The sequence below is a fragment of the Actinomadura oligospora ATCC 43269 genome (assembly GCF_000518265.1).
In the GTDB taxonomy this organism is placed as follows: domain Bacteria; phylum Actinomycetota; class Actinomycetes; order Streptosporangiales; family Streptosporangiaceae; genus Spirillospora; species Spirillospora oligospora.
In genome coordinates this window covers 36612-56223 of the sequence record NZ_JADG01000009.1, presented here as the reverse complement: position 1 = coordinate 56223, position 19612 = coordinate 36612, and the positions used below count along the sequence as shown (strand labels likewise).

General features: G+C 70.6%; 16 protein-coding genes. 2 read left to right on the top strand and 14 right to left on the bottom strand.

Annotated features, from left to right (window positions below; genetic code table 11):
* Positions 1–494: 494 nt before the first annotated feature.
* Positions 495–1349, bottom strand: coding sequence for a helix-turn-helix domain-containing protein (locus P696_RS0114500; RefSeq protein WP_157429713.1), 855 nt, complete (start codon positions 1347–1349; stop codon positions 495–497).
* A 516-nt stretch (positions 1350–1865) separates the two neighbouring features.
* Between P696_RS0114500 and P696_RS0114490 the strand changes: the two genes are divergently transcribed.
* The gene (locus tag P696_RS0114490) at positions 1866–2606 is read left to right on the top strand and encodes a peptidylprolyl isomerase (protein WP_026412904.1); all 741 of its coding nucleotides are present in this window, start codon (positions 1866–1868) and stop codon (positions 2604–2606) included.
* 543 nt (positions 2607–3149) lie between these two features.
* Here the strand turns inward: P696_RS0114490 and P696_RS0114485 are convergent.
* The 12 genes from P696_RS0114485 to P696_RS0114430 form a co-directional block, all read right to left on the bottom strand.
* On the bottom strand, positions 3150–4016 hold the full coding sequence (locus tag P696_RS0114485; protein WP_026412903.1) for a hypothetical protein: 867 nt from the start codon (positions 4014–4016) through the stop codon (positions 3150–3152).
* Entirely contained in the window at positions 4013–4357 is a 345-nt protein-coding gene (locus P696_RS0114480) for a PadR family transcriptional regulator (RefSeq protein ID WP_026412902.1), read from the bottom strand. Before P696_RS0114480 ends, P696_RS0114485 begins: the two co-directional genes overlap by 4 nt.
* A gap of 382 nt (positions 4358–4739) precedes the next feature.
* Positions 4740–6704: a hypothetical protein gene (locus P696_RS45485; protein ID WP_034484961.1), complete on the bottom strand. Its 1965-nt coding sequence runs from the start codon at positions 6702–6704 to the stop codon at positions 4740–4742.
* Positions 6701–7858, bottom strand: coding sequence for a 5'-methylthioadenosine/S-adenosylhomocysteine nucleosidase (locus P696_RS0114470; protein WP_026412901.1), 1158 nt, complete (start codon positions 7856–7858; stop codon positions 6701–6703). Before P696_RS0114470 ends, P696_RS45485 begins: the two co-directional genes overlap by 4 nt.
* The gene (locus tag P696_RS45480) at positions 7855–8589 is read right to left on the bottom strand and encodes an NUDIX hydrolase (RefSeq protein ID WP_034484959.1); all 735 of its coding nucleotides are present in this window, start codon (positions 8587–8589) and stop codon (positions 7855–7857) included. Before P696_RS45480 ends, P696_RS0114470 begins: the two co-directional genes overlap by 4 nt.
* A gap of 201 nt (positions 8590–8790) precedes the next feature.
* A complete protein-coding gene (locus tag P696_RS45475; RefSeq protein WP_084337583.1) occupies positions 8791–9756 on the bottom strand; it encodes an ABC transporter ATP-binding protein in 966 nt (321 codons plus the stop codon).
* A 26-nt stretch (positions 9757–9782) separates the two neighbouring features.
* The gene (locus P696_RS0114455; protein WP_342669014.1) at positions 9783–10628 is read right to left on the bottom strand and encodes an ABC transporter permease; all 846 of its coding nucleotides are present in this window, start codon (positions 10626–10628) and stop codon (positions 9783–9785) included.
* Positions 10621–11409, bottom strand: a complete 789-nt coding sequence (locus tag P696_RS0114450) for an ABC transporter permease (RefSeq protein ID WP_026412899.1) — start codon at positions 11407–11409, stop codon at positions 10621–10623. Before P696_RS0114450 ends, P696_RS0114455 begins: the two co-directional genes overlap by 8 nt.
* Before the next feature lie 101 nt (positions 11410–11510).
* Complete coding sequence (locus P696_RS0114445) at positions 11511–12665, bottom strand: Gfo/Idh/MocA family protein (protein WP_026412898.1); 1155 nt, start codon at positions 12663–12665, stop codon at positions 11511–11513.
* A 10-nt stretch (positions 12666–12675) separates the two neighbouring features.
* Complete coding sequence (locus tag P696_RS0114440; RefSeq protein ID WP_026412897.1) at positions 12676–13743, bottom strand: substrate-binding domain-containing protein; 1068 nt, start codon at positions 13741–13743, stop codon at positions 12676–12678.
* Positions 13744–13812: 69 nt separating this feature from the next.
* Positions 13813–14784, bottom strand: a complete 972-nt coding sequence (locus tag P696_RS45470) for an ABC transporter permease (RefSeq protein ID WP_051467715.1) — start codon at positions 14782–14784, stop codon at positions 13813–13815.
* Between the two features lie 5 nt (positions 14785–14789).
* On the bottom strand, positions 14790–16307 hold the full coding sequence (locus P696_RS0114430) for a sugar ABC transporter ATP-binding protein (protein ID WP_026412896.1): 1518 nt from the start codon (positions 16305–16307) through the stop codon (positions 14790–14792).
* 437 nt (positions 16308–16744) lie between these two features.
* Between P696_RS0114430 and P696_RS0114425 the strand changes: the two genes are divergently transcribed.
* Complete coding sequence (locus P696_RS0114425) at positions 16745–17755, top strand: sugar phosphate isomerase/epimerase family protein (RefSeq protein ID WP_026412895.1); 1011 nt, start codon at positions 16745–16747, stop codon at positions 17753–17755.
* A 179-nt stretch (positions 17756–17934) separates the two neighbouring features.
* On the opposite strand, the gene P696_RS0114420 is transcribed toward P696_RS0114425, so the two are convergent.
* Positions 17935–19101, bottom strand: coding sequence for an ROK family transcriptional regulator (locus tag P696_RS0114420; protein ID WP_026412894.1), 1167 nt, complete (start codon positions 19099–19101; stop codon positions 17935–17937).
* Between the last annotated feature and the right edge of the window lie 511 nt (positions 19102–19612).

The following is a 19612-nucleotide window of genomic DNA, read 5'->3' as shown; positions in this document are numbered from 1 at the left end:
GTCAACGCGGCCTCCGAGAGCCGGACCGAATCCCCGGGTGCCCTGGGGGTTCGGCTGCTTCGGAGGTGCTGCACGGGCGTCCGCCTCCAACGGCTGTGCCTTCGTTCGCGGAGGACCCGCGAACCCGGCTGCGTCCTAGCTGACCTCGACCGCCCGCGCCGGCGCCGGGCAACGGACGTACTCGGACACCCGGGCCGTGGACCCGCCCCGGGCGCGGCCGTGCGACCTTCGAAGGCGAGCCCTCCGGCACTGCCTCGGACACCTCCGGACAGGCAGCGGACGGCGACCGGCATGCGACACCTTCATGACGACATCCAGGCCTCCGTCCAGGGGCGAACGGTGCTCCCGTCCGGCGAGCACCCGCCTGACGAGGTGGAGGACAGGCGTCATCCGTGCCGAGCAGTGCCAGCCGTACAGCGGACAGCGACCTGCATCCGGACGGCGGCCTGCATCCGGACGGCGGCCTGCATCCGGACGGCGGCCTGCAGCCGGGGTTACCTGGCGGGGCGGCTTCCGGCCTCGATCGCCGCCAGCTCGCCCTTGACGAACTGGAACAGCTCACCTGGCTTGGCGCACACCAGCACCGGCACGGCCACGGCGCGGGACCGTCCATGGCTGTAGAGACCGAGGACCGCGGTGTCGTCGAAGCGGTAACAGGAGAACGCCCGGTCGCCGGGCCAGTAGCGCACGTCGATCGCGGCGCCGCCCGGCCGGGCCAGGGCCTGGTAGTCGCGTCTGGTGCTCTCGATGCGGCTGACCAGTTCCTTCCGGCCGATCGCGAACCTGTCCGACAGGACCCGGACGGTGAGCGCGTCGGCGGGGTCGGCGAGGAAGACGCGGATCCTCGCTCCGGAACGTCGCGAGAGCCTGTTCAGCTCCGGGGCGTGCAGATGCCGCCAGGTCTGGCCGTAGACGACGAAGATGTCCAGTTCGCTGACCGTCGCGAACAGCTGCTTCCATTCCAGGTCGGGAAGGTAGGCGGTTCCGATCCGCAGCAGCCCGGCCGCCTGGACGTCAGCGGCCAGCCGCTCGGGAAGGTGCTCCGGCGGCGAGGCGGCGGCGCTGCGGTGGGCGGCGAGCAACGTCCACGCGGCCAGCCACCGGGTGTCCTCGGTCGGGTCCACCCCGCAGGCCTCCAGGAAGGCCAGGAACAGCTCTCGTGACGGCAGCCGCTTGCCCCGCAGCAGGTCCGACACGCTGCTGCGCGCCAGCGCCCTGCGGTTCCGCTGCCCCCACGACTCGAGCTGACGCAGCGACGGGTTCCCGGCGCTCGCTCGAAGCCACCGCAGGCACTCCGCCAGCCCCTCGACGGACTTCCCGTCGTTCAGCGGATCAAGGTCCTCGCCCATGACGGTCACCTGTCGGACGGCGTTGCCGGGTGCCGGAATCAGGCCCGGGTTCGAGTGTCGGCGCTCGCCCCGTCCACGCGGAGGGCGTCCTCGCCACCGAGGCCGGCCAGGCTCCGTCCGGCCCTCTTCCTGGTGACGTGTCCGTCGAGGGTGGCGCGGTGACAGAGCAGCTCCATGCTGGCCTCGCTGAGGGTGGTGGTGTGGTCCCAGGGCTGGAGAGGCTGCGAGGCTAACAGCCGATCTCCGTGTTGCGAGGGCCGACGCACGGGCCCACCCGGAGTGTGTCGTTCCGTGGTCTGCGGCGGTCGGTGACCGGCGGCGCAGCCGGCCGCGCGCAGGTGGCGGCCATGCGGCTGGGGTGGTACACCGACGACGACCCGGTCGGCCAAGCCGGTGACGCCGCCGCGGCAGTCGGCCGCTATGGACATGTGACGAAGCTCCGGACGGCCCCTGTCGGACGGGACGGAGGCGCCCTAATGTGTGGCTCCCCGAAGATCAGCAGAGAGGCATCCCCCCATGCTTCAGCCCGTTCGGATCATCGCCGTCTCCGTCGCCGCCGTCGCCCTCACCGGTTCGGTGTACGCCGCGACCGCGGTCTCGGCCACGCCCGGGGGCGGCACCGCACCCCACGCCCGCATCGCGCGTCCGACGGTCGACGCGGACGCCGTCGCCGCCCCGGCCAAGGCCGCGGCGCAGGCGTGTGCGTATACGCGGGTGAAACCGGTCAGCAAGTGGGTCGGGCTGCCCGTCTTCGACCCCGCCAAGGCCGCCGAGCCCTACATCGCGCGGCTGCGCACCACCCAGGGCACGATCGCGTTCAAGGCGCTGACCGACCAGGCGCCCTGCACGACCCACTCGTTCCGCTTCCTCGCCGAGCGCGGCTTCTTCGACAAGACCCACTGCCACCGCTCCACGACCCAGCGGATCTTCGTCCTGCAGTGCGGCGACCCCACCGGCACCGGCAGCGGAGCCCCCGGCTACCAGTTCCCGGACGAGAACCTGACGGGCGCCACCTACCCCGCCGGGACGGTGGCGATGGCCAACGCCGGCCCCGACACCAACGGCAGCCAGTTCTTCTTCACCTGGAAGGACACCAAGCTCTCACCCGCCTACACCCCGTTCGGCCGGATCACCGAAGGCCTGGACGTGCTGCGCCGCATCGGCGAGGCCGGCAACGACGAGCAGAACAACCCCGGCGACGGCTACCCGAGCCGCTACACCGAGTTCCACAAAGTCCAGATCAGTCGAGGCCGGTAGTTCCGAATCTTCACCGTCACCGGCCCGGGGGTGCCCAAGGTCCCGCTGGTCGGGCTGCCGACCAACGACGGCCCGGCAGCGGACCGCCCGCGGTGTTGAATGAACACCCACATGAAGGGTGCTCAGGCAGCTTGTACCTGAGCACCCTTCGGGCTGTTCCCGCCTACCAGCAGCCGATGCAGGCAGGGCCTCCGCTGGGGCTGGCAGTCGCAGCCGTGGCGGTTCCGGCGAATCCCGTGAGGGACAGGAGGCCGATCCCCAAGGCGAGTGCCATCCGGATGGTGAGCTTCTTCTTCATCTACCGTCTCCCGTCAGCGCGACGTCCTGGCCTTTCCGATTCTGCGCCCGACGCGGCTCTGGTCAAGGGATGAGCAGGATGACCGTGGCCGTCGATTTCCAGGGCGACCCGGCCGGCCCCGCTCTCTCGCAGGGATCCATCTCGCGTGTGACAAGGCACCGTTCTCAGCGGTGCCCCCTCGGATTCTCCGTCATGGGAGGTCGATGAGTTCCGTCAACGGTCCGGCTCTGCGTTCGACGGTTCGGCTATTGCGAGTGGCGACGTTCGGGGAGGGGCTGGGGGCGCCATGCTGTCGCGATCATGGCTAGCAACAGCGCGATGAGGGTCAACCAGTAGCCGGTGTCCTGCGCGTTCGACGGCGGGTTGATCAGCGGGGAGGCCGCACCGGGCAGGATGTAGATCGCCGCCGCCAGTGCCCAGCGTGGGCTGCGCGCGATCGCGGTGGTCAGCACGCCGGCGAGCAGGAGGACGCTCTCGGTGCCAGCCCTGACCAGTTGCCAGGTCTCGCCGTATTCGTGGTCCCCGGGCATGTAGGTGAGCGTCAAGGAAGCCGCAGGGATCACAAGCCACCACAACGGTCGTACACGGAGACCCTGCGGCAGGGCCGGCCGGCTGGCCGCGAGTGCTACGGCCCCGATCGCCAGCACGCCGTAGGGGGCCAGTGAGACCCAGTTGTGGTTCGCCGGTCCGAGGATCTGCGACGGTGAGGATGTGGTCCCCAGGAGCATGGCCCGGCTGGTCGAGAGCGCTACGGCCAGGGCGAGTGGTAGGGCCACCAGCGCCCAGCCGCGCAGCAACGCCGCCACCAGCGCTGCCGAAGCGGCGAGCCACCAGGGGGAGGAATGGTCGGCGATGCCGTAGGCCATATTCGCCAGCGCCAGCGTCAGCAGGCCGAGTTGCAGCCCGTCGGCCCACCACGGGGTGGCGGCGGCGCGGGCCCGGGCGACGAAACCCGCGGTGAGGAGCCCGGCGGTCTCCCGCAGTGAGGGGGCGCGGCGAGGGGTGCCGTTCAGCAGTGTGCCGATGATCTCGGTGCCGTACTCGGCGCGGTGACCGCGTGGGAACGCCCGCAGGAACAGCCGGTACCAGCCTTCGGTGAATGCTCCGCTCATGCTCCGGCTTCCCCCGTCGCCAGGGGGGTGCGGCCTGTGACGACCCGGGCGGCCTGCTCCAATCGCAGAGCCTCGCGGGTGAGGGCCAGGCGCCCGCCCTCGGTCAGTCGGTAGTAACGACGCGGACGGCCCTGGATGGTCTCCTCGCGGTCCACGACGATCAGTCCGTCGCCCGCCAGCCGGTCCAGAGCTCCGTAGAGGGTGCCGACGGCCAGCCGGATCCGCCCGCCCGACTGCTCCTGCGCCCACTTGATGATCCCGTATCCGTGCACGGGCCCGTCGAGCAGCGCGGCCATCACGAAGTACGTGGGCTCGCTCATCACCGTGGTTCGTTTGACCATACGGGAGACGATATATCGGCTGCCGATGTATCACAAGCGGATCCCATCAACTCGGCAGGGGCACGTGAGATCGAAGGAGGTCACGGGCCACCCAGGTCGCACTTGGTGGTAGCCGCCTGTCTACATGCCGCGTTGTCCGCGCGTCTTCTGCTCCGAATCCTGCGTCGACGCGTGGCTGAAGCGAACAGGCGAAACGCGCGGCCACTGACCGCCGGCAGACCAGCGCCCGGACGCGCGACGCCGCCGGCCGACGGGCGCCCGCGGCGCCCGCGGCGCCCGCGGCGCCCGACGTCGAACGCCGCCCCGGCGCGGCCGGGGGACGGCTCGGGCATCGCAGAACCATCGCCACCCCACGTCCTCAACCGGCCGGCACCGACGCGTCTCAGGATGCTGCTTTTCGGTAGCGTTCCTGCTCGATCCATAGTTTGCCTTCTGCTGCGATCCCCTCCATGACGTGGAGCGTGTGGCTGAGGCCGGCGGCGTCCAGGGTCGTCTCTGACACCGTGGCGCGGGTCTCGTCCGCCTGGAGGCCCTCCATCGCGTCAGCCAGCATCTCGGCCTTGACCAGCTCCCCGTTGACGAGGGCGAGTTCGAAGCTGTGGTCGCCGTCGTCGGTTTGGCGCACCCGGACGGCCGCCACGGCCTCGTAGCGGTAGTTGGTGCGGTCGCGGTCGTGGAAGGTGCCCCGCTCGAAGTCGAGGTCGGCGCTGAGCTGGCGTACCCCGTCCTTGGTGAGCAGGAACAGGAGCAGGCGGTAGCGCGTGTGGCGCCAGGGGCCCTTGGGCACGCGTGCGCGCTTGGCCGGGGACCCGGGCGCCTCGATGAAGGCGTGCGCGATCATGTCGCTCATGGTCAGGCCGTAGTGGTTCAGGGCCTCGTTCAGCAGCACCTTTCGGTCGCGGTCCAGCCAGACGGCCATCTCCGGGTCGGTCGGCTTGTCGGCGAGCTTGAGCTTCCAGCGTCGGAAGGCCGCGTCGCAGTCCTGCTGGAGCTGCAACTCCTCGGCCCGGTCGGCCGCGTACCGCCGGCGCTCCAGGATGATCCGCAGCCAGGCGCGGACGGCGAGCGTCCCGGCGGGCAGCGCCAGGAACGTGGACGCGGCCGCGCTCGCGGGTGCGGTCCACGCCGCGTGCCCCACCGTCCAGGCCGTCCCGGAGGCGAGGACGGCGAGGCCGAGCAGGGTCGTCACCTTGGTGGCCAGAGGCGCTGCGAGTTCCCGCCGGTACTCCCAGAGCGTTCCCTGCTCCCACTGCCCGCGGACCCTGCCCACCCGGTATCGGATCAACCAGGCGATCTTCTCCGCGCCGGTGCGCTGCTCCCGGTAGAGGTCGACGATCTCGTTCCGGATGCTCCTGCGGATCCCCGCCGTGCCGGCCAGCCAGGCGGAGCGACTCGTGTCACGCGGCACGTACCTGGCGAAGTAGCGATCGAAGTACCGGTCCACCCTGCCGACGAAGCCGTCGGACTTCGCGCGGGGGGCATGCTCTCGAGGTTGACGGTACTCCCTGTCCTTCGCTCGGCGCCTCTCGGCGAGGAAGTGCCATTCGGCGCCCGTGCGCGCTGCGCAGGACCCGCCACCGATGCCCAGCAGGTACACGAGCAGCGTGAGCCACTGAAGGTCTCGTACCAGCAGATACGCCATGTTGACCGCTGCGGCGGTCATGACGCCCGTGGCGACGACGGCCGTGACCCGGGTGCCGGTCGGTGTCGCCGGCGGACGGGCCGGACGGACCCGGGGCGCGGCAGGGTCCGGGTGGAAGAACTTCCAGACCCGCCCGCTGCGGTCCTCCGCCATCTGCCCCTGCCCGGCCTCCTCCAGAGCACGGCTCCACATCTCGTCCTTCAGCGGTCCGTCGAGGAACAGCTCCAGATGCCGGAGGATCATGCCGCGTTGGGGGTCGTCGAGACAGTCGAAGTCCTTCAGCAAGGGGCGGAGATCGGTGTCGTGCCGCACGACGGCGTCCAGAAGGCGGATGACGGTCTTGGCGCCGTCGGCCCAGGCGTCACCGCCGACGAGCTCGCAGCCGAACGGCGCGTGGCGGAGCTTCGCGACGTCCTCCTGCGGAATCTCGTTCCACGCTCTCCCGCTGACAAGGGCGAGCTGCCAGTGGAAGCACACCCTGTTGCCGGTGAGACCGCCGGCCAGCACGGCCTCGCCCATGAGTTCCCGGGCCTTGCCCGGAATGCCGCCGTTGAGCAGCCGGACGCCTGTCTCGAACCTCTCCGCGGGCGAGGCGCCCGGGGGAGAGGAGTAGATGCTGACGTCGCCATGGACGACCCCCGCCTGCACTCCGACCTGGGCGCGCCCCTCGGCGTGGTTGGCCGTGGTCGCCTCCGGCTCGGTCATGACACGCTCCGGACGAGGCCCAGCACGCTCGCCGCCTCAGCCGCCAGGGCGGCCACGTCCGCGACGAGTCCGCGGACCTTCTTGAGCGCGAGTGTCACCGCACTCGTGTTCCTCGGTGTGGACTGCAGGGCCGCGCGGGCACCGTCGAGCTCGGCGCGCGCCGCGTGGTGGGTGTCCTCGTCGATGAGCCCGGCGTCTCGCGCCTGCTCGAGCCGTGCGGCCAGGTCCGCGATCGCTTCGAGGAGATCGGCCGGCGGGGCCTTCTCGCTCCCGATCCGGACACCGCCCTGGACCTGCCCGGCCTGCACGCCCACTCTCGCGTTGCCCTTGGCGACGTTGCGGACTGCCTCACTCATCTGGGAACTCCCCGTCGTTGCGGTCGTGCCAGGCCGATGGCGGCTCGGTTCGTCGGTCGTGAGGCTTTCGGCCAGGGCGGCGGTGAACGCCGCCGCGTTGGCCACCGCTCGCGGCTGCCAGCGCTCGCGGTCGGTGGTCTCCTTGGTGCCGTCGGCGCGATCGCTGACACCCCGGATCACCACCACCGGAAGCGACCTGTTCAGATGCGCCGCCTGCGCGACACCGGCCCCTTCCATCTCGATCGCCAGCGCGTCGTTGTAGTGACCCCGGATCCAGCGGGCGTGCGCTGAGACCGTGGAGTTGAGGACGACCTCGCCGGCGGCGATCGGCCCGAAGTGCACTTCGGGCGGCTTGCGCTTCGCACGTCCGGTCCCCGCCCAGGAACGCCCGCGGGCGACGTGCCGGGCGATCTGGTCGGCGCCGTGGGACACCTCCCAGACACGGGGACGACTCTTGAAGCCGTCGTCCTCGCTGGTTCCACCGTGGAAGGCGTAGACATGTGTCGCCACGACCACGTCGCCCAGAGCGATGTGGGAGTGCAGGGCTCCCGCCACCCCGACGAACAGCAGGGCCGTGGGGGAGAACTCGGCGATGGCGCGTTCGGCCAGCACCGCCGCGGACTGGTTGCCCTTGCCGACGAGCCCCAGGGCGATGCGGCATCGGCCGTCCTCGAGCCGGCCGACCTCGAAGCGGGTGCCCTGCGGATGCTGATGCAACCGCGGGGTGCGCAGCCTCTCTCGGACCGCGTCGTACTCGACGTCCAGTGCCGTGAGCACGACGATCGTGCTGCCGCTCATCCTTCTGTCCCCTTCGTTTCGGGAGGATCGGACGGCCGGATCATGGGCGGATACAGGTCCGTGCGCGGGCCGGCCTTGAACAGTCGGGCGGGACGTCCGGTCGTGACCTTGCGGTCGGTGTCCGCCGCGATGATGAAGCCGCGGGACTTCTGGACCTTGCGATAGAAGTTGCGGGGGTCGAGCGATATCCCCCAGACCGCCTCGTAGACCCGCTGGAGCTCGGTGATCGTGAAGGTCGGGGCGCAGAACGCCGTCGCCAGGGACGATCGCTCGAGTGTGGCCCGTGCGCGCTCGACGCCGTCCTCGACGATCTTCCGGTGGTCGAAGGCCAGCGCCAGGTCTCCGGAGAGCACCTGATCGGTGCGCTGCCAGCGGGCGCCCGCCGCGTCCGTGCCGGCCGTCGGCTCCGGAAGCCCCGGCGCGATCGCCAGGTAGGCGACCGACACCACCCGCCCGCGCGGGTCACGCCCCGGAGTGCCGTAGACGCCCAGATGCTCCAGATGCAGCGTCTCGGCGTCCAGGGCGGCCTCTTCCCTCAGTTCACGATGAGCGGCGGCGGTGAGGTCCTCCGCCGCGTGACCGAGGAAGCCGCCGGGCAACGCCCAGGCGCCCTTGTACGGCTCGACGCCACGCTCCACGAGCAGGACGTGCAGGCGCGCATCGCGCAGGGTCAGGATCACCAGGTCGACCGCGAGCAGCACGGTCGGCGGTGTCCAGTGGTCGTCGTCCATGCGGCGAGAATAGCTTCTTGTCACTCGGACAAAAAGGGGCTTCGAGCTTTCGCAGCGGCCACATCCCTGTCACCGATCAGTAAGGCGAATGGGGGTGGGAGGCGGGCCTGGGCGTTCCCACGGCGAGACGTGATCCGGCCGTCCGGCGCCTTCGATGAGCATGGGCGTTTCTCGGCCGTGCGCACCCCTCCGCCCTGCCGGTCAGGACGTGACCGGGGTGGAGATCTCCTGGTCACCCCGGTAGAGGCGGGCGACGATGTCCTCGATGCCGGTCTCGCGGAGCGCGATGTCGCGGACCTCGTGGCGGGCGGCGAGCGCGGCGACCACCGACGCGGCGTTCGCGCCGTCCGGGAGGCGCAGCGTCTGGCGCGGGCCCTCGACGAGGGTGACCTCGACGCCGTCCAGCTCGACCGGCGGGCTCGGCGCGGCCAGTTCGACGATCAGCTGCCGGTCCGCGCCCGCGGCCCGGCGGAGGGCGGCCAGGTCCCCGTCGAACGCCGGACGGCCACGGTCGATGATCATCACGCGGCGGCACAGCCGCTCGATGTCGCCGAGGTCGTGGGTGGTGAGCAGGATCGTGGTGCCGCGCTCGGCGTTCAGGCGCGCGAGGAACCCGCGCACGGTCGCCTTGCTCACCACGTCCAGGCCGATCGTCGGCTCGTCCAGCACCAGCAGTTCCGGGTCGTGCAGCAGCGCGGCGGCCAGGTCGCCGCGCATCCGCTGGCCGAGGCTGAGCTGCCGGACCGGGGTCGCCAGGAACGGCTCCAGTTCCAGCAGCGCCGTCAGCTCCGCCAGGCGCGTCCGGTAGGCGCGTTCCTCGACCCGGTACAGCCGCCGGACGAGGGTCAGGCTGTCCCTCAGCGGCAGGTCCCACCACAGCGTGGTGCGCTGCCCGAACACCACGCCGATGCGGCGGGCGAGCGCGGTCCGGGCGCGGGACGGGTCCAGACCCGCGACCCGGACCCGTCCGGACGTCGGGGTGAGGATCCCGGTGAGCATCTTGATCGTGGTGCTCTTGCCCGCGCCGTTCGGGCCCAGGTAGCCGAGGAACTCGCCCCGCTCGACGGTGAAGGTCACCCCGTCCACCGCCCGGACCGGTGTCCGCTCGCGGCGCAGCCGCCGTCCGTTCCTGCGGCGCAGGACGAAGGTCTTGGTCACGTCCGTCATCTCGATCACGGGTTCCCCTCCCGGCCTCAGCTGCCTGTCGAGCGGTAGTGGCGCAGGCCCGTCCGCCACGCCACGGCCGCGACCGCGCACAGCGCCGCGCCCACCACGGGCGAGGCGAAACGCGTCCAGCCCGGCAGGCCCAGCGGGTCGGGCCGGCCGAGGACGTACAGGGCGGGCGCCCAGTTCACGAACGCCAGCGGGACGACGAACGTCACGCCGCGGACGAAGTCGCGCGCGAACAGCGTCATCGGGTACTGGGTCAGGAACGCCCCGCCGTAGGTGATCGCCTTGGTCGCGCCCTGGCTGTTCAGCAGGACGAACTGGAGCGCCGCGCACAGCACCCACAGCCCGCCGAAGATCACCACGCCGGACACCACCATCACCGGCACCATCGCCACGCGGCCCGGCGTCCACGCGATCGGCAGGCCGGGCAGCGCGAGCGCCAGGACCAGCGCCGGCGGGACGAGCCGCCCGAACCGGCGCGGGGAGAAGTCCTCGGTCGCGATCTGGATCAGCGGGCTCACCGGGCGGACCAGCAGCGCGTCCAGCGTCCCCTCCCGGACATGTTCACCGAGCCGTTCGGTCGTGCCGAGCAGGATGTCGGACGTCGCGAACGACAGTGCCGACGTGCCGTACAGCAGCAGCACCTCCGACGAGGTGAACCCGGCGATCCGCGGCGCCCGGCTGAACAGCACCAGGATCCCGATGATGTCCAGCCCGGCCGTGACCATCGTGCCGAGCGCGAGCAGCGCGATCGACACCGGATACTGCGCGGCCGCCCGGATCCACGTCCAGGCGAGCAGGCAGTACGTCGAGACCGCCCGCACGGCCCGGGAGGACGCCCCGGCGCCGTCCACCGTCCCGCTAACCACCCTGGGCCTCCAGCCTGCGCGTCGCGGCGCGGGTCAGGAGCCGTCCGGCCACGAGCAGCCCGGCGGCCCAGGCGGCCTGGAACGCCAGCCCCGACAGCAGCGCGCCGCCGGTGCGGTGGCCGAGGAACACGTCGGCGGGCACCTGGATCAGCCCGGACCACGGCAGCGCCCGCGCGACGTCCCCGAGCGTCTCGGGGAAGGCGACGAGCGGGATGATCATCCCGGAGAAGAACAGCGACAGCACCAGCGTCACGGCCTGGACGCCGCGCTCGTCGTGCAGCCAGAACATCGCGAGGGTGACCAGGTACCGCAGCGCGAAGCTCAGCAGGACGGCCAGCCCGACCGACACCGCGAACGCGGCGGCCTCACCCGGGTCCGGCAGTCGCACCGTGAACAGCAGAGCCCCCACGACCATCGGCGGCAGGCCGCGCAGCACCAGCGTCGACATCGCGCGGCCGACGTCGTCGGCGAGCCACCACGCCTGCAGGTCCACCGGACGGTGCAGGTCGATCGCCACGTCCCCGGACCGGATGCGCTGGGCCAGCTCCATGCCGCCGAAGATCTGCACCGGCCCGATCAGGGACTGGGTGAGGAAGGAGAAGGTCACCGCGTCGGTCGCGTCGTAGCCGCCGAGCCCGGGACGGGCGTGCCAGAGCGCGAGCAGGATCGCGGCGCGGACGACGCCGAAGAAGGAGTTCGTGACGGCCTCGGCCATCGAGCCGAGCGGATAGGCGGAATATCGTCGCAGTGCGTACCAGGAGGCCCACGGAATGACGCCCACTTACCAGGAGCCTAGGACGCGTTGCTTGAACGTTCCAGTGATTTTCGCCGCCCGGAAGCGGACGGCGACCGGGCGTGGGGAACGGCGAGCGGGTGAGGGATTCAGGAGCCGATCGGAGTCCACCGGGACTCGTGGGCCGCGCTGTGTTCCACAGCGGCGAGGACGCGCTGGACGTTGAGCCCGTCGGCGAAGGACGGCGAGGGTTCGTGGTCGGTGGCGATGGCGGTGAGCAGGTCGTTCGCCTGGTGGGTGAAGGAGTGCTCGTAGCCGAGGCCGTGACCCGGCGGCCACCAGGCACCGGTGTAGGGGTGGCCCGGCTCGGTGACGAGGATGCGGCGGAAGCCCGCTTCCTCGGCGGGCAGGGTCCCGTCGTGGAACCAGAGTTCGTTCATCGCCTCGAAGTCGAATCTGACGCTGCCGAGGGAACCGTTGACCTCCAGTTGCAGGGCGTTCTTGCTGCCGGTGGCGAAGCGGGTGGCCTCGAAGCTCGCGAGGGCGCCGTTCTCGAGCCGGGCGGTGAACAGAGCGGCGTCGTCGACGGTGACCCGGCCGGTGCCGGAGCGGTCGGGGAGCGGACGGTCGGAGATGAAGGTGGTGCTCAGGCCGCTCACTCCGGTGATCTTCCGCCCGGTGACGAACTGGGTGGCGTCGATGATGTGGGCGCCGAGGTCACCGAGGGCGCCCGACCCGGCTCTGTCCCTCCGCATCCGCCACTCCAGGGGATGCTCCGGGTCGACGAGCCAGTCCTGGAGGTGCCGGGCCCGAACATGGCGGATCTCCCCGAGGCGGCCTTGCGCGACCAGGTCGCGGGCGAGCGTCACGGCGGGGACCCGGCGGTAGTTGAACCCGACCATGCTGCGGACCCCGTGTTCGGCGGCGGCCCGTGCCGCGTCCGCCATCGCTTCCGCCTCGGCCACCGAGTTCGCCAGGGGCTTCTCGCACAGGACGTGCTTGCCGGCGGCCAGGGCGGCGATGGCGATCTCGGCGTGGGTGTCGCCGGGGGTGCAGATGTCGACGATCTGGACGTCGTCGCGCTTGAGCAGTTCCTTCCAGTCGGTTTCGGCGGCCGCCCAGCCCAGCGTGGCCGCGGCGGCGGTGGCCCGCTCGCGCGACCTGCCGGAGAGGGCGGCCATGACAGGCCGCACGGGCAGATCGAAGAACGCGCTCACACCGCGCCACGCCTGGGAGTGCGCACGGCCCATGAACGCGTGCCCGATCATGCCCACCCCGAGTGTGGGCCTGCTGTCCGTCACCATGGGTCCCCTTTCAGGACTCGAAGCCGAGCGGCATGTACTTGTCGACGTTCGCCTTCGTGATCGTCTCGGACGCCAGGGTGATCGACTGGGGGACCTGCTGCTCCACCAGGTCGGCCATCCCCTTGCCCTGGGCGATGAGACGGGCGAGCTTGACGGCCGAGGACGCCATCGTCGGGCTGTAGGTGACGGTCGCCTCGAGCGGCGTGCCGCCGGCCTTGATGGTGCGCATCGCGTTGGCCGAACCCGCGCCGCCGACCATGAAGAACTCGCTCCGTCCGGCCTCCTTGACGGCGGCGAGGACACCGACCCCCTGGTCGTCGTCCTGGTTCCACAGCGCGTCGATCTTCTTGTGCGCCTGGAGCAGGTTGGCGGCGACCTTGGTGCCGGACTCGACGGTGAAGGCCGCGTCCTGCCTGGCCGTGACGGAGAACCCGAAGGTCTTGAGGGCGTCGGCGAAGCCCCTGCTGCGGTCCTGGGTGAGCGGGAGTGTCGCGATGCCCTGGATCTCCACGATCACCGGGTTCGCGACGCCCTTCTCCTTCAGCTTCCTGCCGACGTAGGTGCCCGCGGCGACGCCCATGCCGTAGTTGTCGCCCCCGATCCACGTCCGGTACGAGAGCTTGTCGGGGAAGGCGCGGTCGAGGTTGAGGACGGGGATGCCGGCGTCCATCGCCTTGCGCGCGACCTGGTTCAGCTGGTTGCCGTCGTTGGGCAGGATGACCAGCGCGCCGACCTTCTGCTGGATCAGCGACTCGATCGCCGAGATCTGCTGGTTGACGTCGTTGGTCGGCTCGACCGGCTTGTAGGTGACGTCCGAGTACTTCTTGGCGGCCGCCTGGGCGTTCTTGGCGATCGCGGCGATCCAGCCGTGGTCGGCCGCCGGCGCGGAGAAGCCGATGGTGACCTTCGCGCCCGGCTTGTCGTTGTCGCCGCCGCCCACCAGGGCGACCTGCGACGCGGACGCGTCACCGCCTTCGCTGTTGCTCGTGCAGGCGGCCAGCAGACCGGCGCCGGTGAGCGCGCCGCCGATCAGGAAGCCCCGCCTCGCCGATACGGGCACGTCGGTTTTCTTGAACATGGGTCGTACTCCTTGGGGGGAATCCCGGAGGGGAAGGAAGCGATCCGATCGGCCCGGAGGCGGGCCGGTCTACCTGTTGGAACGCTGTTGGAGCAGGACGGCCGCGACGATGATGAGGCCCTTGGCGATGAGCTGGTCGCTGGTGTCCAGGCCGTTGAGGATGAACAGGTTCGTGATGACCGTGAAGACCAGGAGGCCGAGGATGCTGCCCACGATGGTGCCCTTGCCCCCGGACAGCAGTGTGCCGCCGATGATGACCGCCGCGATGGCGTCCAGCTCGTACAGGCTGCCGTGGGTGGACGAGCCGGTGGTCGTGCGGGCCATGATGATGATCGCGGCGATGCCGCAGCACAGCCCGGACAGCGCGTACAGCATCACCGTGTGGCGCCGCACGTCGATGCCGGCCAGGCGCGCCGCCTCGGGATTGCCGCCGACGGCGAACGTGCGGCGGCCGAACGTCGTCCGGTTGAGGAGGATCCAGCCCGCCGCGACGACCGCGGCGAAGATGTAGACCAGCAGTGGCAGGCCCAGGAAACGCTGCGACGACAGGTCGACGATGGCGGAGTTCCCAGGCTTCACCAGCTGGGTGCGCCGGTCCGACAGCCGCTGCGCGAGGCCGCTGGCGGCGACCATCATCGCGAGGGTCGCGATGAACGGGACCATCCGGCCGTACGCGATCAGCAGCCCCGAGACCGCCCCGGAGATCGTGCCGACCAGGATCGCGCACAGGCACATCACCCACGGCCCGTACTCCTGCGTGGCGACCGTCGTCGCCCACACCGACGCGAGCGCCATCACCGACCCGACCGACAGGTCGATGCCGCCGCCGATGATGACGAAGGTCATCCCGACGGTGATGACGCCGATCGTCGAGGCCAGGGCCAGGATCCCGATGATGTTCGACGTCGTCGCGAACGTGTCGGCCTTCGTCGCGACGCCGACGACCGCGAGCAGCACGAGCGCCGCGACCAGGCCGAGATGGCGCCGCCCGGACACCAGGGCGGACGGCCGCGAGACGGAGGGCTTGTCGACGGTGAGCATGCCGGTCACAGCGCGCTTCCTTCCATGATCATGTCAATCACCTGGTGCTCGCTCAGGTCACGGGCGGGCGCGGCGTGGACGACCCGTCCCTCGCGCATCACCAGCACCCGGTCGGCCAGGCCCAGAACCTCCGGTACCTCGCTCGACACCAGAAGGACGGCGACGCCGCTGTCGGCGAGCCGACGGACGACCGTGTACAGCTCGGCCCGCGCGCCGATGTCCACACCCCGGGTCGGCTCGTCCAGGAGAAGCAGCCTCAACCCGTCGTCGAGCAGCCACCGGGCGATGACCGCCTTCTGCTGGTTGCCGCCCGAAAGGGTGCGGATCGGACGTTGGGGATCGGCAGGCCGCAGATCCAGATCGGCGATCCGCCTCCGGGCGTCGCGCGCCTCACGCGACCGGTCGAGCCAGCCGAAACGGCTGTAGCGGGGCAACGCGCCGAGTGTGATGTTGGCGGTGACGGACTGGTCCAGCAGCAGCGCCTGGGCCTTGCGCTCCTCAGGGGCGAAGCCCACGCCGAGCCTGACGGCACGGGGAGGACCACCACGCAGGACGACGCCGTCGACCTCGACCCGTCCGGCCGCGGACCGGGCGCCGAACACCGCCTCCAGAACCTCCGACCGGCCCGACCCGACCAGTCCGGCCAGCCCCACGATCTCCCCGGCGCGCACCTCGAACGAGACGTCCCGGAAGTGGTCCCGGTCCGACAACCCCTGGACGCTGAGCCGCACCGGCTCCGCGTCATGAGAACCCGCCGACGGACGATCGGGGAACACGTCGTCGACCTCCCGGCCGGTCATCAGCGCGACCAGCTCGGACGTCGGTGTCGTCCGTGCGTCGAGGTTCGCGCCGACGGTCCGGCCGTCCTTCAGCACCGTGATCCGGTCCCCGACACGGCGGATCTCCTCCAGCCGGTGCGAGATGTAGACGACGGCGACGCCCTTCGCCGTGAGCTCCCCGATGACGCGGAAGAGATTGTCGACCTCGTCGTGGGCCAGCGCGGCGGACGGCTCGTCCATGACGATCAGGCGCGCCTGACGCGAAAGGGCCCGCGCCATGGAGACGACCTGGCGTCCCGCGGGCGGGAGCCTCCCGACCTCGGCGCCGGGATGGATCTCGCCGTGCCCCAGCCCGCCGAGCAGCTCGGTCGCGGCGCGATGCGCGTCCCTCCTCCGGGTGAAACCGAACCGCGCCCTCTCGTGCCCGAGGAAGATGTTGTCCGCGACGCTCAGGCCCTCGACGAGGTCGAGCTCCTGGTACATGGTCGCGATCCCGGCGCCGATCGCCGCCGTGGGATGCGCGGAGCGGATCTCCGCGCCGCCGAACGAGATCGTCCCCTCATCCGGCTGATGCACGCCCGCGAGGGTCTTGATCAGGGTGGACTTGCCGGCGCCGTTCTGGCCGAGCAGGCAGTGAACTTCGCCGGGGACCACTTCGAGGTCGACGCCGTCGAGCGCCCGGACTCCCGGAAACTCCTTGACGATGCCCCTCATGACGAGCAGAGGATCCAGTTCGTCCTGCATGCCCGGTGAGCCTAGAGATAATTGCGATGACTGTCAACGGAAATATGTATGTTACTCGGCGTAAGCCGAGAGCGGTCATGAACAGGGGCGGGGGAGCGGTTGTGGCTGGTAGTGGCCCTCTTGTGAGGGCATCGACACGCGAGAACGGGAAGGGATCGGGCGGCTCGCGGGCCGTCATCGTCGATGCTGCGCCTAGTTACGACGTGGAAAATCATAAGTGCGCCCACGCGATCGGCGAGTGCCGGACGGCCCGACGTCCCGGCGGGGGCGCGCTCGGGCGGGTGGGGTCTCCGCCACCGTGACATGCCCCTATATGAGCGTCAAGACCTTAATTGCGAGAGTCTCGTCCGGACTTTTGCTTGACCTTCGTCATAAGTCGATTTACCATCCCCCAAAACCCACCCCGTCCCGGTCCACTCGCCCCTGGAGCGAACAGCATGCCCCGACCCATCACCCTGTTCACCGGCCAGTGGGCGGACCTGTCGTTCGAGGAGGTCTGTCGCCTCGCGTCCGAGTGGGGATACGACGGGCTGGAGATCGCCTGCTGGGGCGACCACTTCGAAGTCGACCGGGCCCTGTCCGAACCCGGCTACGTGGACGGACGCCGCAAGATCCTCGAGCGGCATGGGCTGGGCGTGTGGGCGATCTCCAACCACCTCGTCGGCCAGGCCGTCTGCGACCACCCGATCGACGAACGCCACCAGGCCATCCTGCCCGCCCGCGTCTGGCAGGGCGGCGACCCCGAAGGCGTCAGGACGCGGGCCGCGCAGGAGATGCGGGACACCGCCCGGGCCGCCGCGGCACTCGGCGTCGACACGGTCGTCGGGTTCACCGGCTCACCGATCTGGCACACCGTCGCGATGTTCCCCCCGGTCCCGGAGAGCACGATCGAACGCGGCTACGCCGAGTTCGGCGAGCGGTGGAACCCCATCGTGGACGTCTTCGACGCCGAAGGCGTGCGGTTCGCCCTCGAGGTCCATCCGAGCGAGATCGCCTACGACTTCTGGACCACCGGGCGAACCCTCGCGGCCGTCGACCGGCGGCCGGGCTTCGGCCTGAACTGGGATCCCTCGCACATGGTCTGGCAGGACGTCGACCCGGCGGACTTCATCCTGGAGTTCGCCGACCGGATCTACCACGTTGACTGCAAGGACACCAAGGTCAGACCGAGCGACGGACGACGCGGCCGGCTGTCGTCCCACCTGCCGTGGGGCGACCCGCGTCGCGCCTGGGACTTCGTGTCCACCGGCCGCGGCGACGTCCCCTGGGAGGACTGCTTCCGCGCGCTCAACACCATCGGCTACGACGGCCCGATATCGATCGAGTGGGAGGACGCGGGCATGGACCGCCTTCTCGGCGCACCGGAGGCCCTGCGGTTCGCCCGAGACCTCGACCGCCTCCGCCCGCCCTCGTCCTCCTTCGACTCAGCGTTCGCCCGCGAAACCTGACCGCGAAGAGAACCCCCGGAGATCTCCGGGGGCTCGTTGCGATTTCGGGGATTCCTACACCGAGGCCGAGTCACCTGGCCTGACGGTCTCGGCAACGACGTGCGAGATGTTCTCGCAGGGTCTAAGGGGACACGAAGTCTGGCTCTTCAGCGGTGCGCCCCACCGGAACGGGGCGCTGGCTAGGCGAGCGAGCGGTCCACGGCGTCCGGCGCAAGGGTCTCCTCGATGACCAGGACCGCGGCGCCGATGACACCGACGCTCTCGCCGAGCTTGGAGACACGGATCTGGAGATTCGCGGTCGCCAGCGGGAGCGAACGGCTGTAGACCCGCTCGCGGACACCGGCCAGGAGCTGCTCACCGGCGTCCGCCAGCTCACCGCCGATGACGATGACGCCCGGGTTGAAGAAGTTGGCCAGGGACGCGAGCACCTCACCCACCTCGCGCCCCGCCTGCCGGACGACCGTGAGCGCGGACAGATCCCCGGCGCGGACGAGCCGGACGACGTCCCACGCGTTGCCCGCGTCGAGCCCGGACTCCCGAAGCCGCGTGGCGAGGGCGTCGCCGCCCGCGACGGCCTCCAGGCACCCCGTGTTGCCGCAGCGGCAGACCGCGTCGACCGCCTCACCGCCGATGGCGATGTGCCCGATGTCGCCCGCGGCGCCCTGCGCCCCGCGATGCAGACGGTGCCCGCTGATGATGCCCGAACCGATGCCGGTGCCGAGCTTCACGAAGATCATGTGCTCGACCTCGCGGCCGGTCGACCAGTGCTCGCCCAGCGCCATGATGTTGACGTCGTTGTCGACCAGCACGGGGCCGCCGAGGCGCTCGCCGAGCCACCCGGGGACGTCGAAGCCGTCCCACCCGGGCATGATCGGCGGATTGACCGGCCGCCCGGTCTCGTGGGACACCGGCCCGGGCAGTCCGACGCCGACGCCGCTCACGTCCTCCATGGAGCGGCCGGTCTCCCCGAGCAGCTCGCCGAAGGTGTCGACCAGCCAGCCGAGGACCTTCTCCGGTCCGTCCGCGATGGCGATCTCCTCGCGCCGCTCGGCCAGGATGCCCGCACCCAGGTCGGTGACCGCGGCCCGAGCGTGCAGCGCGCCGAGATCGGCGGTCAGCACGACCCGCGCGCCCCGGTTGAAGGCGAAGGCGACCGCGGGACGGCCTCCCGAGGACACCGACTCGCCCGAGGGCACGATCCAACGCGCGTTGAGAAGGGCGTCCAGCCGCTGGGACACGGTGGACCTGGCCAGGCCGGTCAGCTTGCCCAGCTCGGTGCGGGTCCGGGCCCGGCCGTCGCGCAGGATCGCCAGCAACGCCCCGGCACCGGCAGTCTCCGTCGTCAACTCGCAACCCCCCGGATCATCTTCCGATGATCCCACACTTTGTTACCACTTTCATCGCCAGACTTACGCCCCATGATTGTCATAAGTCACCTCCAGGCCGGCCGGGAGACGAGGCCGGGAACGGCGGCGGGCCCCGGGAGCCTGCCCTGGTCCCGGGGCCCTGGAGGTTCCGCCCTTTCCCACGCCGGCGGCGTTTAAGGGAACGGATCATCATCAGTCCGCCGTGCTCTCCCGATTGAGCTATCGGACCGTGGAAGAGGTCCGAGCCAGATTCGAACTGGCATCCGACGGAGTCCGTCCGTCCCCGGTCGATCCGGCGATGAGCGGAGATGCTGAATCTGGAGCGAGAGTCTCAACTTCATGCGGCCGCCTCTACCTGCTTGGGCTACCCGGGCGTGAAGTGCACGGGGGAGGATTCGAACCTCCACTGTCGCCGACTCGGATCAGACTGAGCTTCAGCCTCAGCTTCACGCCCCCTACGGGGCGCGTCCCCGCGCTCCAAGCGGGGGAG